11 protein-coding genes are annotated in these 15,159 nt (G+C 71.2%); 10 read left to right on the plus strand and 1 reads right to left on the minus strand.

Features of this window, described 5'->3' with window-relative positions:
* The first annotated feature begins 140 nt into the window (after nucleotides 1–140).
* The 6 genes from MF672_RS31895 to MF672_RS31920 are packed head-to-tail and all read left to right on the plus strand — an operon-like array spanning nucleotide 141 to nucleotide 6,687.
* Nucleotides 141–893 (plus strand): GntR family transcriptional regulator, encoded by a 753-nt coding sequence (locus MF672_RS31895; protein ID WP_242378162.1) that lies wholly within the window; start codon nucleotides 141–143, stop codon nucleotides 891–893.
* Nucleotides 884–1,111 (plus strand): 4Fe-4S dicluster domain-containing protein, encoded by a 228-nt coding sequence (locus tag MF672_RS31900; protein WP_242378164.1) that lies wholly within the window; start codon nucleotides 884–886, stop codon nucleotides 1,109–1,111. The genes MF672_RS31895 and MF672_RS31900 overlap by 10 nt, the downstream gene beginning before the upstream one ends.
* Before the next feature lie 11 nt (nucleotides 1,112–1,122).
* Entirely contained in the window at nucleotides 1,123–2,517 is a 1,395-nt protein-coding gene (locus MF672_RS31905; protein WP_242378165.1) for an ABC transporter substrate-binding protein, read from the plus strand.
* Entirely contained in the window at nucleotides 2,514–3,287 is a 774-nt protein-coding gene (locus MF672_RS31910) for an ABC transporter permease (RefSeq protein ID WP_242378166.1), read from the plus strand. Before MF672_RS31905 ends, MF672_RS31910 begins: the two co-directional genes overlap by 4 nt.
* The gene (locus MF672_RS31915) at nucleotides 3,284–4,018 is read left to right on the plus strand and encodes an ABC transporter ATP-binding protein (RefSeq protein WP_242378167.1); all 735 of its coding nucleotides are present in this window, start codon (nucleotides 3,284–3,286) and stop codon (nucleotides 4,016–4,018) included. The genes MF672_RS31910 and MF672_RS31915 overlap by 4 nt, the downstream gene beginning before the upstream one ends.
* A complete protein-coding gene (locus MF672_RS31920) occupies nucleotides 4,018–6,687 on the plus strand; it encodes a fumarate reductase/succinate dehydrogenase flavoprotein subunit (protein WP_247815513.1) in 2,670 nt (889 codons plus the stop codon). Before MF672_RS31915 ends, MF672_RS31920 begins: the two co-directional genes overlap by 1 nt.
* A 79-nt stretch (nucleotides 6,688–6,766) precedes the next feature.
* On the opposite strand, the gene MF672_RS31925 is transcribed toward MF672_RS31920, so the two are convergent.
* Nucleotides 6,767–7,702: a hypothetical protein gene (locus MF672_RS31925; protein ID WP_242375804.1), complete on the minus strand. Its 936-nt coding sequence runs from the start codon at nucleotides 7,700–7,702 to the stop codon at nucleotides 6,767–6,769.
* 107 nt (nucleotides 7,703–7,809) lie between these two features.
* Here MF672_RS31925 and MF672_RS31930 point away from each other — a divergent pair, with 107 nt between their 5' ends.
* From MF672_RS31930 to MF672_RS31945, 4 genes are read left to right on the plus strand one after another with little or no spacing between them, the layout of a single operon-like run.
* On the plus strand, nucleotides 7,810–8,925 hold the full coding sequence (locus MF672_RS31930; RefSeq protein ID WP_242375803.1) for a nucleotidyltransferase family protein: 1,116 nt from the start codon (nucleotides 7,810–7,812) through the stop codon (nucleotides 8,923–8,925).
* Nucleotides 8,915–10,207 carry a hypothetical protein gene (locus MF672_RS31935; RefSeq protein ID WP_242375802.1) on the plus strand — a complete coding sequence of 431 codons (1,293 nt, stop codon included), beginning with the start codon at nucleotides 8,915–8,917 and terminating at the stop codon, nucleotides 10,205–10,207. The genes MF672_RS31930 and MF672_RS31935 overlap by 11 nt, the downstream gene beginning before the upstream one ends.
* A complete protein-coding gene (locus MF672_RS31940; protein ID WP_242375801.1) occupies nucleotides 10,204–13,506 on the plus strand; it encodes a WD40 repeat domain-containing protein in 3,303 nt (1,100 codons plus the stop codon). Before MF672_RS31935 ends, MF672_RS31940 begins: the two co-directional genes overlap by 4 nt.
* A gap of 31 nt (nucleotides 13,507–13,537) precedes the next feature.
* On the plus strand, nucleotides 13,538–15,127 hold the full coding sequence (locus MF672_RS31945) for a cutinase family protein (protein ID WP_242375800.1): 1,590 nt from the start codon (nucleotides 13,538–13,540) through the stop codon (nucleotides 15,125–15,127).
* The last annotated feature ends 32 nt before the right edge of the window (nucleotides 15,128–15,159 follow it).

Genomic DNA, 15,159 nt, shown 5'->3' on the forward strand with positions numbered 1-15,159 from the left:
CAGATCTTGCTCGGGCCGTCACGGAACCGCTGCTCGGCAGCCGGGTGAGCGCAGCGCCGAGTGGCGCAATCGTACCGTTATCCCTATTTGCCTACCTGATTGCTAGGTTAATCCCCGTCAGGCCAGGCAGGGAGGCGGACGTGGGAGACGGGGCAGCCGCGCGGCGGCGGGCCGACCGGGCGCGGCAGGTGGCCGATCTGCTCAGGCGGCAGATCGTGCACGGGCAGTTCGCCCGCGGCCCGTTGCCGCCGGAAGCGGCGCTGGCGCGCGAGTTCGGCGCCTCGCGCAACACCGTGCGCGAGGCGCTGTGCCTGCTGCGCGAGGAAGGGCTGGTGGAGCGGTGCCCGGGCGTGGGCACCACGGTGGCGGGGGAGAAGTACCCGCACGGCCTGCACCGGCTGCTCGGCCTGGCCGAGACACTGCACGAACACGGCCAGGTGACCAACCAGGTCAGGACGATGACCCTGATCGAGCCGCCCGCCGCCGTCAGCCACCGGCTCGGCCTCGCCCCCGGCGAGCCCGTCGTCTACCTCGAACGGCTGCGCCGCCTCGGCGGCCTGCCGCTCTCGCTGGACCTGACCTACCTGGTCCGCGACGTCGGCGAGCCACTGTTCGACGCCGACCTGGAGCACAACGACATCTTCGTGCTCCTGGAGACGATCGCCGGCCAGCCGCTCGGCGCCGCCGAGCTGACCCTGGAGGCGGTCAACGCCGACCCCCACACCGCCGCCGTGCTCGGAGCGCCGCGCGCCGCCGCGCTGCTCATGGTCGAGCGGCTCACCCACCTGGCCGACGGCAGGCCGGTCGACCTGGAGTTCATCCGCTTCAGAGGCGACCGCCTGACCATGCGCGGCCGGCTGAACCGCACCGCGGAGGAGGACCGATGGCTCTGATCAACCAGCGGGTCGAGGTGCCCGTCACCATCGACGAGGCCCTGTGCATCGAGGGCTGCACGCTCTGCGTCGAGGCCTGCCCGCTCGACTCGCTGGCCATCCACGAGGAGAGCGGCAAGGCCTACATGCACGTGGACGAGTGCTGGTACTGCGGCCCCTGCGCCGCCAGGTGCCCCGTGGACGCCGTCACCATCGACATCCCCTACCTGCTGCGATGAAGGAAAAGAAGATGCGCGTCGCCCTGGCGGCCCTCGCCCTGCTCGCCGCGGCCGGCTGCTCGGTCGCGGGGGCGGCCGGCGGCGAGGAGAAGACCAAGGTCGTCATCGGCTACCAGTCCAAGACGATCAACACGGTGACCGCGGGAACGCTGCTGCGCTCGCTCGGGTACCTGGAGAAGCGGCTCGGCGGCAGGTACACGGTCGAGTGGCAGGACTACGACACCGGCGCCCCCATCACCGCCAAGATGGTCGCCGGCAAGATCGACATCGGCTCGATGGGCGACTACCCGCTGCTCATCAACGCCGCCCGGACCCAGGACATCCCGGCCGCCCGCACCGAGCTGATCTCCATCACCGGCTACAACCTGCGCGGCGGGCTGAACATGGTCCTCGTCCCGCCCGCGTCCGAGGCGCGGACGCTGGCGGACCTGAAGGGGGCCAAGGTCTCGGCCAGCGTGGGCTCGGCCGGGCACGGGACGCTGGTCCAGGCGCTGGAGAAGGCCGGCGTCACCGGGGTCGAGGTGGTCAACCACCAGCCCGCGGTCGGGGCCTCGCAGCTGGAGTCGGGCGGGGTCCAGGCGTACGCGCAGTTCGTCGCCTGGCCGGGTCTGCTGGTCTTCCAGGACAAGGGACGGCTGCTCTACGACGGCTCCGCGCTGGACGTGCCGACCTTCCACGGGGTGGTGGTGCGCCAGGCGTACGCCAAGGAGCATCCCGACGTGGTGGACGCCTTCCTCAAGGCGCAGCTCGACGCCACCCGCTACCTGCACGAGCACCCGCTCGCGGCCGCCGAGTCGGTCGCGCGGGCCACCGGCCTGCCCGCCGAGGTCGTCTACCTCTACAACGGCCCCGGCGGCATCTCCACCTTCGACGTCACGCTGAAGGCGCGGCTCAAGGCGGCGCACGAGCACGACGTGCCCTACCTCAAGCGCATCGGCACCGACTTCCCCGGGGTGGACGTCTCCGCCTTCGTCAACGACTCCTACCTGCGCAAGGCGTACGGCCCCGGCTACGACCAGGACGCGGCCTCCACCGCCAACCCCGCCCCGGTCACCGGCACGGACCCGGTGTGCGGCGGCCGGGTCAGCGACCCGGCGACCGCCTCGGAGCTGTGGCTCGACGGCGAGGACCGCACCCGGCCCGCGGCCACGCCCACCTGCCTGCTGCGGCAGATCGCCGCCGCGGGCAGGCCCGTCCGCGCCGCCTACGTGCCCGACACCGTCACCGGGACCCGCTGGTTCGCCGACCACGCGGTGTGGCTCAGGCAAGGGACCCGGTTCCTGCCGTTCACCACGCAGGACGGCGCCGGCGCCTACCGGGCCGAGCACCCCGGGGCCGAGCCGATCACCTACGAGGCCGCCCTGAAGGCGGCGGCGAAGGCGGCGGCGAAGGACGGTGACCAGTGAGGAGCTGGCCCGTCCGCGTGGGGTCCGTCCTGGCGGCGGCCGGGCTGTGGCAGGCGCTCACCGCCGCCGACGCCCGGCTGTGGCTCAGGTTCGACCGGCTGCCCACGCTCGACGAGATCGCGGCCGAGGCCGCGCGGCAGCTCACGACCCCCGTCTTCGCGCTCGACCTGGCGCAGAGCCTGCTCCGCATCCTCACCGGGTTCGCCCTGGCCACGCTCGCGGGCCTCGCCGCGGGCGTCGCGCTCGGCAGGTCGGCGCGCGCCAGGGACGTGCTGCTGCCGCTGCTGGAGGCGGTGCGCCCGATCCCGGCGATCGCGCTGGTGCCGGTGGCGATCCTGCTGTTCCCGACCGACGAGCAGGGCATCGTGTTCATCACGTTCGCCGCGGCCTTCTTCCCGATCGCGGTCAGCACCCGGCACGCCGTACGGGCCCTGCCGACGTCGTGGGAGGACGCCGTCAGGACGCTCGGCGGCGGCGGCCGGCACGTGCTGTGGCACGTCGTGCTGCCCGGCATCCTGCCCGGCGTGTTCGGCGGGCTGTCGGTCGGCATGGGCGTGGCGTGGATCTGCGTGATCTCGGCGGAGATGATCTCGGGGGAGTTCGGGGTCGGGTACCGGACCTGGCAGGCGTACACGCTCGTGGACTACCCCGGCGTGATCGTCGGGATGGTCACCATCGGCCTGCTCGGCTGGCTCACCTCGGCCGGCGTCGAGCTGGCCGGCCGCAGGATCACCCGCTGGCTGCCCCGCAGCGAGAGGAGCCCGGCATGACCACGCTCGTCCGGCCCGAGCAGGCCCAGGCCGGGCTCGGCCTCACCCTGGAGCGGCTGTCCCTGGGGTACGGCGGGGACCTCGTCGTCCGCGAGATCGACCTGGAGATCGTGGCCGGCGAGGTGCTGGTGATCGTCGGAGCGTCGGGTTCCGGCAAGTCCACGCTGCTCCGCTCCCTGGCCGGGCTGCTCCCGCCCGCCGGCGGGCGGATCCTCGCCGGCGACGCCGAGATCACCGGCACCTCCGCCGAACGCGCCATGGTCTTCCAGGACGACGGCCTGCTGCCGTGGCGCGACGTCCGCCGCAACATCGAGCTGCCCCTGCGCATCCGCAAGGTCGGCAGGCGCGAACGCGCCGCGGCGGCGCGGGCCTGGATCGAGCGCGTGGGCCTGGCGGGCTCCGAGGACAGGCTGCCGCGCGAGCTGTCCGGCGGCATGCGTCAGCGCGTGCAGCTCGCCCGCGCCCTGGTCGCCGCCCCGCGCGCGGTGCTGATGGACGAGCCGTTCGGCGCGCTCGACGCCCAGACCCGCGCCCAGATGCAGCAGGTCCTGCTGGACGTGCTGCGCGACACCCGGGCGACGGTCGTGTTCGTGACCCACGACGTGGACGAGGCGCTGCTGCTGGCCGACCGCGTCGCCGTGCTCGGCGGCCACGGCCTGCGCGCGGTGCTCGACGTGCGGGGCGCCGGCGACCGCGCCGCGCTGCGCGACCGGATACTGAAGGAGCTGTGATGGACATCCCTCCCCTCGGGGACCGCCTGCACCTGGAGTGCGAGGTGCTCGTCGTCGGCGGCGGCACCGCGGGCACGATGGCCGCGATCACCGCCGCCGAGCGCGGCGCGCGTGTGCTGCTCCTGGAGAAGGCGCACGTACGCCACAGCGGCGCGCTGGCCATGGGCATGGACGGCGTCAACAACGCGGTGATCCCCGGCAAGGCGACGCCCGAGGACTACGTCGCCGAGATCACCAGGGCCAACGACGGCGTCGTCAACCAGCGGACCGTCCACCAGACCGCCACCCGCGGCCACGCCATGGTCCAGCGGCTGGAACGCTACGGCGTCAAGTTCGACAAGGACGAGCACGGCGAGTACGCGGTGCGCCGGGTCCACCGCTCGGGCAGCTACGTGCTGCCCATGCCGGAGGGCAAGGACGTCAAGAAGGTCCTGTACCGGGTGCTGCGCCGCCGCGACCTCCGCGAGAAGGTCACCATCGAGAACCGCGTCATGCCGGTCCGGGTGCTCACCTCCGGCGGCCGCGCGGTCGGCGTGGCCGGCTTCGACACCCGGTCCGGGCGGTTCGTCACGGTGTCGGCGGGCGCGGTCGTCCTCGCGACCGGCGCGTGCGGCCGGCTCGGGCTGCCCGCCAGCGGCTACCTGTACGGCACCTACGAGAACCCGGCCAACGCCGGCGACGGCCACGCCATGGCCTACCACGCGGGGGCCGAGCTGAGCGGCATCGAGTGCTTCCAGATCAACCCGCTGATCAAGGACTACAACGGGCCTGCCTGCGCGTACGTGGCCAACCCGTTCGGCGGCTACCAGGTCAACAACCAGGGCGAGCGGTTCGTCGACTCCGACTACTGGTCGGGCCAGATGATGGCCGAGGTCGCCACCGAGATCGCCTCCGCCCGCGGCCCCATCTACCTCAAGCTCACCCACCTGCCCGAGGAGTCGATCTCCGCGCTGGAGACCATCCTGCACACCACCGAACGCCCCACCCGCGGCACCTTCCACGCCGGGCGCGGCCACGACTACCGCACGCACGACGTGGAGATGCACATCTCCGAGATCGGCCTGTGCGGCGGCCACTCGGCGTCGGGCGTGTGGGTGGACGAGCACGGCGCGACCACCGTGCCGGGCCTGTACGCGGCCGGCGACCTGGCCTGCGTGCCGCACAACTACATGATCGGCGCCTTCGTCTTCGGCGACCTGGCCGGCGCCCACGCCGCCGCGCACCACGTCGCGCCGGACAGGCTGCCCGAGGACCAGATCGCCGCCGCCCACGAGCTGGTCTACCGGCCGCTGCGCCACCCGGACGGGCCGCCCCAGCAGCAGGTCGAGTACAAGCTGCGCCGCTTCGTCAACGACTACGTCACCCCGCCCAAGACCGCCGCCAAGCTGGACATCGCGCTGGAGACGTTCGAGCGGATGCGCGAGGAGATCGCCGGGATGGGCGCCCGCACCCCGCACGAGCTGATGCGCTGCGTGGAGGTCGACTTCATCCGCGACTGCGCCGAGATGGCGGCGCGCGCCTCGCTCACCCGTACCGAGAGCCGGTGGGGCCTCTACCACGAGCGCGCCGACCTGCCCGCGCGCGACGACGGCGAGTGGCTGTTCCACCTGAACCTCCGCAAACGGGACGACGGCGTGATGGAGTTCGTCAAGCGGCCCGTGGAGCCGTACCTGGTGCCCGTCCCCGAGTTCGCGCCCGTCGCCGCCGAACCGGTCGTCCTGGCCGCGCGCCCACCGGCGCGGGTACGGCGGGCCGCTGCCGCCCGCGGCGCCGGACGCGTCGCGGTCGGCCGCTCGCCGCGCATCCTCGAACTGCACCGGCTGGCCGAGGAGCAGCCCACCGCCGGGCAGCTCGCCCCCTACCTCGCCGACCCCGACCCCAAGGTCAGGCGGGCCGCCATCGCCACCCTCACCGAGACCGTCCCCGAAGGCGCGGGACCTGCCCTGGCCGCCGCGCTCGGCGACGCCCACGGCACCGTGCGGCACGCCGCCGCCACCGCCCTCAGAGAGCTGGTCGAGGTGCTGCCCGCCACGCCCGGGCTCCGGACCGCGCTCCTCGAACGGCTGGCGGGCGGCGACGCCGTGGTCCGGGCCAGTGTGCTCGACGTGCTGCGCGCGCTGCGGCTCGGCGACCGCGAGCGCTTCGCCGCCGGGCTGCGCGACACCGACCGCCGGGTGCGGATCGAGGCCGTGCGCGCGCTGGTCTCGCTCGACGAGAGCGACCTGGTGGCCACGGCCGCCGCCGACCCGTCCAGGGAGGTGCGGGTCCAGGCGGCCAAGGGGCTGGGCCGCATCGGCAAGCCGTCCGCCGCCCTCGCGACCCTCGCCGCCGACCCCGACCCGCTCGTGCGCGCCGCCGCCCTGGAGGCGTCCGGCGCGGCCGGCGCGCCGCTGGAGCCGCAGGCCGTCGAGGCGATCCGCGACCCCGACTGGCAGGTACGCGTCGGGGCCGCCCGGTGCCTGGCCGCCGCGGACCCGGCTGTCGCGTCGGGGCCGCTCGTCGCCGCGCTCGGGGACGCCAACCTCGACGTGCGCAAGGCGGCCGTGCTGGCGCTGACCCGCTGGGCGGGCGAACCGCGGGTGGCCGCCGCGCTCACCACGGCCCTGGCGGACCCGGACGCCGACGTGCGCGCCCACGCCCGCCAGGCCCTGGAAGCGCCCGCCCGGTGACGCCAGGCCGCGTCCGCTGGACCTGCGCCCGGCCTGCGCACGACCTCCCGGTGCCCGACGGATTCGACGCGGCCGCGGATCACCATGTCCAGCGGAACCCGGCGACGGCATTCTCCATGTACGGAAGAAAGCGGTGCGCGCGGTGCTGGAGGTCGAGCGCCACCGGCATCTGCTCCACCACCTGCCCGCCCTGATAGTCGTCCCAGACCGCCCACCAAACCCGGCGCGGCAGGTGCAGCGAATGGAACTGGACGACGAAATCAATGTTCTGGGTCCGCGCGTTCACCAGTCTCCGGTACTCGGTATCGACGTCCGCGCTGGGATGGAAATTGCGCTGATATTCGAATGAGGTGCTTTCCCCTTCGCTCAGGGAGACGGAAAGGGCGATGGTCGCGACCGACGGGTCGGCCGTGGTGTCCGGCGCTTCCACGAGATGTCCGCCATGGATCACGACGATGTCGGATGCCCGGGAGTACGGGAAACACGGATAGCTGTCGACGCCGTCCTCGCACGCGACGATCGTGTGCGTGGAGTGATGGGTGACGGCGCGCCCGGTCGCGTCGATGACGCGCCGCTCGAAGAGCATGATGGTCCGATGCCGTTGCGGCATGGGCAGCTTCTGCGGCAGTCTCAGCGTGTTCACCAGCGGCACGTTGGCGCTGATCGTCCCTGCGGAGTGCGCCTCGCGCAGCATGTGCTCGTCGTGCGGCGTCATGCAGAAGGCGTCGATGAACCAGCTGAGTGTCTCCGCGCTCAGGATCTTTCCGTCGAGCGCGCGGCCGACGCGATCCTTGAGCTTGCGGTTCAGCCTTGTCTCCGACTCGGAGAAAATTCCCGAATCGACCAGGTGATCGCTGAGGACCATTGCGATGGCGTGCTTGTTCATGACGTCGGCCGCCGGTCTGCGGTGCTGGTGCCGTTGCCACAACGCTCGATAATCCTTGCGATCAAGGAGTAAATGGCGAAGGAGACGGCCCGTTGTTCTCGTGCTGTCCGGAACATGATCGTCAAGCATGGTCGCGCCCCTCCCGGCCGCATGCGACACACCTGCGACAGCGCGCTGCTTAGCTTATCTCCATTCTCGTCTGATAAAGGTCATTTCCCTCGATAAGGTGAATGTCAATGGTGATGTCGCCGACCGGGTCGTCCAAGGTCAATGATCTCCGCGCGTTGTACGAACGTTCCGGCAACGGTCCGCTCGCCCGAGGTGATCGTGTCGACGGGGTGCAGGTCATCGGCTTCGGTTTCGCTCTGGAGCCCCAGCCGTTCAGCAGGGGCAACGACAGGCTTCTGCTCGCAGGGGACGAGAACTGTGAGCAGGCGCCGCCGCGCGGCCTGCCGACACGCTCCGATGAGGAGAACGGCGTCCGGGTCGAGCGGTCCGGTCCGCATGCCGCGCAACGGCTGTCGCCGCAGAGCGTGATCCCGGCCGGCGAGATCGCCCCGCGCCTCGCCGCCGCCGTGGAAGCGGTGATCCCACCATGGACCGAGGTGGGTGACTTCCTCCGGTCGCTCATCGACACGAGCATCGCGAGAGAGCACCCGATCTGGCTTGTCGGCGGTGCGGTACGCGATCTGATCGCCGACGCCGACGGAGCGGTCAACGACCTCGACTTCTGCGGGTCCATGCTGCTCGGCGACCTGTACGAGGTCGTCGACGAGTTGTTGTCGCTGGCCGGGCTCGGGGACCACCGCAGCAGCGTTTCCGTCGCCAGAGTGTTCTCCATTGCTCCCACCGTGCATGGAGAGCGGATATTCGAGTACAAGTCATTGAGCCAGAACGGGTTCCGATTCCCCGCCTCCGGTGGCGACCTGCTCGATGACGCCCGTACCCGGGACCTGACCGTCAACGGCATCTACTACGACCCGTACCACCATGTGGTCATCGACCCCACGGGGCACGGCATCGACCATTTACGTGCGGTCCCGAGAAGAATCGTGCCCCTCTGCAGGGAGGGCAGTGAGGCGGAGCAGGCGCAGATCATACTGCGCGGCCTCAAGTTCAAGGTCCGCTGGCCCGATGCCGATGTGACCGAGCTGGCCAAGTGGGTGGGGTCTCTTCCCGGTGATCTCGTCACGAGGATCCCGGAGGACCGTCGAGCGGCCTTGTCCCGCCTCTGGCAGCGGTACGTCCCGGAAGCGCGTCAGGCCACCGCGACGAACGAGGCCGAGAACCTGGGACCGGCCGCGAGCCGCCTGCTGCAGACCTTGCAGGAAGGGCGCTCCCATGACGCATAGGCCGCTCAGCAACTGGGTCGTCGCCGTGCGTGGGTCAGGCGAGGGCGCCGCCCGGTGGGACCCGTCCGCCGGCGTCAACGATGGGGATGAACGTGCCGACGCACGACACTCGCGGAAATTCTCGACCGGCTGGGAGCGGTCACGCGTCGACCTCGGCCTCGGATACGGCGCCCTCGGCCTGGTGCAGCGGGAGACCGGCCGGACGGTGGTCGAAGTGAGCGAGGCCAGCAAGCCGATCGCGATCACCGAGGCGGGGCTGGCCATCGTCGAACACATCGAGAGGCACTGGCCCGAGGCCGAGCTGAACCCCCGTGAACTGGAGGTGATCAGCGCCGAGGACGCGACGCTGCGGCACCTGCTCCTGTCCCGGCTCGCCGACGAGGGGCAGCCGCGGGCGGAACTTTTCCACACCCTCCCGTGGCACCTGGTCACCCGGCTCGCCGATCAGGTGATCGCCGCCGTCCGGGGGTCCTCCTCGCCGCCGGACGTGCGCCTGCGGCACTGGTTCGTGCCGGTCGGGTCGCGGTTCACGGCGGCGCTGGACCAGCTCGCAGCCGGCCTGCGCGCCGCCGATCCGATCGTGGTCCGGATGGGCGGAACCAGCCTGTGCGCCCGGCTGCTGACGGTGGACGTAGCCAGGATGCCGCGATCGACGCGTCGGGTCCTGGCCCAGCTGTTGGACGAGCTCACCGTGCGGAATCCGTTCCTGGCGTACTGGTCGGCACGAGCGGCCGCGCGACTGGCCGGAGAAGCCGGGCCGAGCGCGGCGGAGGAGAACGCCGTCCGCCTGCCTGCCCGCTTGCCGGCCGCAGCCGACACCCATCGAGGCATCCGCAGGCACGAGCGGCGCCTTGACAGGGGTCTCCTCACGGTCGATCTGGCCGTCACCAGCACGGGCCAGATGGAGGTCAGCGTGGAGGCATCCCCTCCGCCCGGCCGCCCGGGGCTGGCCGGCGAGCTCTACCAGGTGATGATCGTGCCGATGAACGTGCGGGGCGATGACGGCCCTCAGGCCTACTTCGTCCCCCTCGGCGACGTCGCCGGCCGTCTGGCGGGCGCCATGAGCATTCCCGTCCTCGCCACAGAGCTCGAGATCGAGCAGTCGGGCCCGCCGATCGGTGTCGCGGAGGCGAGGTTCCTGGCGGAGGCCGATCTCGACCGCTCCTTGCGCGCGGTCAGGACGCGCGCGGGCCTGCGCCCCTGGCGGAAGCTCGCGGCGGCTCTCCCCGCCGGCCACGTGCTGGGCTCGATGGTGGCCGAGACGCTCAGGGGGAATCGATGAGCACCGCCGGGGACCCTGACCGCCAGGTCGAAGCGCTGCTGCACGGCGACCCGGCGACCACGTCCGGAGAGGTCAACAGGATCACCCGGCACCTGGTCGGGCCCGCTCAACCGCTGATCCATCTGCTCAGGAGATCCGTGGCGGCGGACGATCGGGGGACGTTGCGACACCTCCACGAAGGCGACACCCCGCTCCACGGCTTCTTCAACCAGTTGATGCCCGCGGAATACCCCATTGTCGACGCGGAGATCCTGGAAAGCCTCGGCTACGCCGTCACGGGTGAGGACTCGGCAGCGGTTCCCGCGCTGCGGAGCGCGGCGGGGCTGGCCCGGAGCCTCGTCGAGGAGGACGCGCTCGTTCACCTGCGGACCAGCGTGCAGTGGTGGAGCCTGGCGCACAGTTCGCCCTTGTCATCCGCCTGGGTGGAGCCACCCGAGCGAGCCGGGAACGGCGACGAGCGTCTGCGCAGACGAATGAAGGCCATGTCGGCGATCGTCAAGGACGATCCGTCGCTCGCCGGGGCCGCCATGACCGCTTCCGTCCTGCTCCTGTTCCTCGACGGCCGTTTCTCGTTCAGAGGGCCGAGCGCGAGCCTCAACGTGCTGTTCGACCTCGGCGACCGAGGCATGAAAGCGCGGCTGACGGGCACCTCGATCCGCTCGTGGCCGAGAGCACTGGTGCCGGACCCGAGACGCATGGCGTTGTTCACCGCGGACCAGGATTTCCAGCTGGCCCTGACCCGGGCGTGGACCCAGGCGGGAGGAACGCTGCCGGGGACCGTGGTCTGGTCGATCGAGAACGCGGAAGGGCCCGTCGGCACCATCTCCGGCGAGTCTCTCGGCGCGGCGTTCGCCGTGTTGCTCGACGAATTGCGGTTGCGGGACCGATCAGTCCTGCGCAATCCCGTCGTCTTGCGACTCGTCGGCTCCAACACGGTCGTCGGGAGGATCGACGACCTGGGCAACATGCAATCGGTCGAAGGATACGGGCACAAACTGCGGGCGGCGGGAAAGAACGCCCGTGTGATCGTCCCCGCGCAGGACGAGCAGAAGGCGCACGAGGCGGGCGAGGGCGTCATCATCGTCCCGGCGGCGAATTGGCGGAAGGCCGCCAAGAAGGCGAGGCGTCCGGACTTCGTGCCCCTCGCGCGCTGGTCTCTCGCGCCGCTTCTGGTGATCGTTCTCGTGGCCGGGGCTGCCTTCCTCGTGCAGCGGCACTTCGCGGAGATCCGGCGGAAGGAGACGCTGTCCCGCCGTGTCTCGCAATGGAGCGACATACTGAGAGAGCGGAATCCCGTCCTGTCCGGGCTGCTGGCCGCCACCGCGTGGCATTTCAGCCCCACCGACGAGGCCCGATACGGCATGGTCGCCACGATCGCCACCTCCGCGCAAGCGGTGCTGGAATGGCCTGACTCGATGGTGTGGGCCGTGGCCTACAGCCCGGACGGTTCCACCCTGGCGTCCGCCGGCGGGGACGGGGCCATCCGCCTGTGGGACGCCGCTACCCGCCGCATGACGGGCGCCCCTCTCACCGGGCAGCCGGGCACGCCGTACGAACTGGTTTTCAGCCCTCGGGGTGACGTGCTGGCGACCGCGGACGACCAAGGTTACGTCCGCTTGTGGAACGTTCCGCTCAGAAGGGCGATCGGTGAGTTCAGGCACGGTGACAGCAGGCTGAACGCCGTCGCGTTCAGCCGCGACGGTGACGTCCTGGTCACCACGAGTTCGGACGGAACCGTGCGGAGGTGGGATGTGGCGACCCGTTGTCCCATCGGGGAACCCTTCCTCGCACCTCCGGGCTCCACTGTGCGGGCGCTGAGCTCCGACGGCCGGATGCTGGCGATCTCCGCGGACAACGGCGGGCCCGTTCAGCTGTGGGACCTCGAGAAGCGTCGCCGGCTCGGCACGCCGCTCAAGGGCCCTGTCACCAGCGCGGCATTCAGCAGCGACGGCACGAAGCTCGCCGTCGTGGCCGGGAACGGCGTGCGGGTGTGGGACGTGCGGACCCGCCGCCCTGCCGGCGACGCGTTCAAGGGGCCCGCCGTCGTCACCGCGGCGGCGTTCAGCCCGGACAACGCCACCCTGGGGCTGGCGGGCAAGGACGGGACCATCCAGTTGCGAGACGCCGGCACCGGCAGGCCGTTCGGCAACCCGCTGCGGGGGCATACCGCGAACGTCACCGCACTGGCCTTCCATCCGCTCGGCGGGACTCTCGCCTCCACCGGTGCCGATGGCACCACCCGGCTGTGGAACCTTGACCTGTTCCACCCCGCCGGTAGCCCGTTCGAGCAGCGGAGCGGTGCCGTCACAGGGATGGCTTACCGCCCCGACGGCACTCTGCTGGCGACCGGCAGCCGGCACGGGACCGTCCAGTTGTGGGACACGGCGGCGCATCGCCCGAGCGGCGCCGCGCTCGCCGGCCACGAGGGCCAGGTCAGCGCGGTGGTGTTCAGCCCGGACGGAAGGACCTTGGCCACCGGCGGCAACGACCGGAGCGTCCGGCTGTGGGACGTGGCCACGCACCGCTCCACCGCCCGCCTGCCCAGGGCGCACGAGGGCGAAGTGCTCGGCGCCGACTTCAGCCGCGACGGACGGCTCCTGGCCACAGTGGGTACCGACGGCACGGCACGGCTGTGGGACGCCGGCACCGGAAGGGCGATCGGCGATCCGCTGCGAGCCGAGCGAGAGGTGCCCAAACCCTACGACTACGTCAACTACATCAACGCCGTGGCCTTCAGCCCGGACGGAAGGCACATGGCCACGGGCGCGGTCCTGTCTGTTCGGTTGTGGGATGTCACCGCCCGGCCGCCGTCCGGCGTCTGGCTGAACGTCGACCGCGGTGCCAATGACCTGACCTTCGATCGTCACGGCAGGGTCCTCGCCACCGCCGAGGACTCCGCCGACGACAACGTCCGCCTCTGGGACGTCGCGGGACGCCGGCAGATCGGCGACGCCATCAGCGTCCCGGAGGGCTCGGTGGAGGGAGTCGCGTTCAGCCCGGACGGCCTGACGCTCGCCACGGGGGCGAGCGACGGCACCGTCCGCCTGTGGGATGTCCGCACGCACCGCCCCTTGGGCGGCCCGCTCGGCGGCCACGGCAAGGGCTTCACCTATGTGGCCTTCAGCCCGGACGGCACCGTCCTCGCCTCCGGCGGCGCGGACGGGCGCATCCGCCTGTGGAACGTCGCGATGCCCGCGGACCCCTTCTCCGCTGTGTGCGCCATCGCCGGCCGCTCCCTGACCAAGGAGGAATGGCGCAGGTACGTGCCGGGAGAGCCGTTCACCGAGATATGCCGCTGACAGCCGGCGTCGTGCAGAAAGGAAACCCCCCATGGTGAGAATCGTCCCTCGGACCCTGAGCGCCGCTCTGCTTCTCCTCGGTCTGCTGCCGGCGGCGCCCGCGGCCGCCCGGCCGTCCGCCGCCGCGGGCGCGTGCCCGCAGGTCCATTTCTTCGGCCTGCGCGGCTCCGGCGAGTCGCGGCAGACCATGGGCCCGTCGGTGGCGGACACGTTCAACCGGTTCCGGAACAAGCTGGTCGGAAAGAAGGTGACCGTGGGAGTGCCGGAGCCCATCGAGTACAGCGCGGTCGCCCTTCTCAAGAAGGACGGCTGGCCGTCGGTGCCCGGATGGCTCAAGCTTCCGGGTTCGATGGCCGAGGGCGCGGCCATGCTGCGGCACCAGCTGGAAGTCCAGGTGCGTAAGTGTCCCGAGCAGGAATTCGTGATCGCGGGATACAGCCAGGGAGCCGGAGCCGTGCGGCTGGCGCTCGCCAAGATGACGCTGAAGGACCCGCCGGCCTTCAGGAAGAACATCAAGGCGATCCTGCTCTACGCCGACCCGTTCTACAACCCGGAGGACAGGTTCGCGGTGCACGCGGCGTCCACGACGCAGGACTCCGAAGTTCGCGGCCTGCTGTTCCGACTCGTCAAGCTCGCGCAGAACGGCTCGGTCGCGATCGCGCCTGCGATCTTCCCCGAGACGCTGCTCCTGGTCGGGCAGACGATGCCGTCCTGGATCCCGCATGCGCGGTCCTACTGCCACAGGGGCGACATCGTCTGCGCGGCGACCGTCGAGCAGACGAAGGCCCTCGTCACCGGGTCCCCGGTGAACGGGATCACCATCCATGAGAAGGCGTACCTGTCGACGTACCCGGAAGCGGCGAGCACCTGGCTGGCCGGCCTCTTCAAGGCGAAGCTGCCCGACCTGGTCCCGGCGCGGCCGGTGGTGCAGCCGAAGGGCGCGATCTGCGCGGGCAGCTCACCGGACATCCGCGTCACCGTCGCGAACAAGGGCGGCGTGGACAGCGGTGACTTCGGGATCCGATGGTCGGCCGACGGGCGGACGGTGACCGTCGGGCAGCCGAATGTCGCAGCCGGCAGGAAGGTCACCCGGAAGTACACCTGGGGGAAGATCACCGAGGGCGCGCACGAACTCGTCGTGAACGTCGACCCCAAGAATGCCGTCGCGGAGTCCGCCGAGACCAACAACGCCACCAGGATCAGCCTCACCGCCACGTCGTGCGCGAAGAAGGACTTCACCGTGCGGGTGCAGGCGGCGAAGGGCTGGCAGGACAGCGGCATCGACATCAAGGGCAAGTTCAACATCAGCGACCTGGGGGAGAACACCTGGTCGGTCGACCACGTCAACCATCCGTACGTGGGGCCGAACGGCTATCCGCCGGAGCAGGACCGGCTCATCGCCCCCGGCTACAAGTACGACTCGGGCAAACCCTACGGCTATCTGCTCGGCAAGCTCGTCGCGCCCGATGGCCAGGAGCACTACTTCCCGGTCGGCGCCGGCGGGCTCTGGCAGAACCCGTTCAAGAGTCCCGCGCGCCTGCACCTCCGCATCAACGACGCCGACCGCGCGCTCGGCGACAACGGGGGCAGCGTGCTCGTGGACGTGAACCCTTGGCCGTGAGCCGCTCCCGCCCGTCGCCGCCGAGCTCAGGC

It is taken from the genome of Actinomadura luzonensis, assembly GCF_022664455.2.
Classification (GTDB): domain Bacteria; phylum Actinomycetota; class Actinomycetes; order Streptosporangiales; family Streptosporangiaceae; genus Nonomuraea; species Nonomuraea luzonensis.

Coding starts and splice junctions, on each gene's coding strand:
- MF672_RS31935 (WP_242375802.1), top strand. CDS start 8,915: ATGACGCATAGGCCGCTCAGCAACTGGGTCGTCGCCGTGCGTGGGTCA.
- MF672_RS31920 (WP_247815513.1), top strand. CDS start 4,018: ATGGACATCCCTCCCCTCGGGGACCGCCTGCACCTGGAGTGCGAGGTG.
- MF672_RS31945 (WP_242375800.1), top strand. CDS start 13,538: ATGGTGAGAATCGTCCCTCGGACCCTGAGCGCCGCTCTGCTTCTCCTC.
- MF672_RS31940 (WP_242375801.1), top strand. CDS start 10,204: ATGAGCACCGCCGGGGACCCTGACCGCCAGGTCGAAGCGCTGCTGCAC.
- MF672_RS31915 (WP_242378167.1), top strand. CDS start 3,284: ATGACCACGCTCGTCCGGCCCGAGCAGGCCCAGGCCGGGCTCGGCCTC.
- MF672_RS31905 (WP_242378165.1), top strand. CDS start 1,123: ATGCGCGTCGCCCTGGCGGCCCTCGCCCTGCTCGCCGCGGCCGGCTGC.
- MF672_RS31900 (WP_242378164.1), top strand. CDS start 884: ATGGCTCTGATCAACCAGCGGGTCGAGGTGCCCGTCACCATCGACGAG.
- MF672_RS31925 (WP_242375804.1), bottom strand. CDS start 7,702: ATGCTTGACGATCATGTTCCGGACAGCACGAGAACAACGGGCCGTCTC.
- MF672_RS31930 (WP_242375803.1), top strand. CDS start 7,810: ATGGTGATGTCGCCGACCGGGTCGTCCAAGGTCAATGATCTCCGCGCG.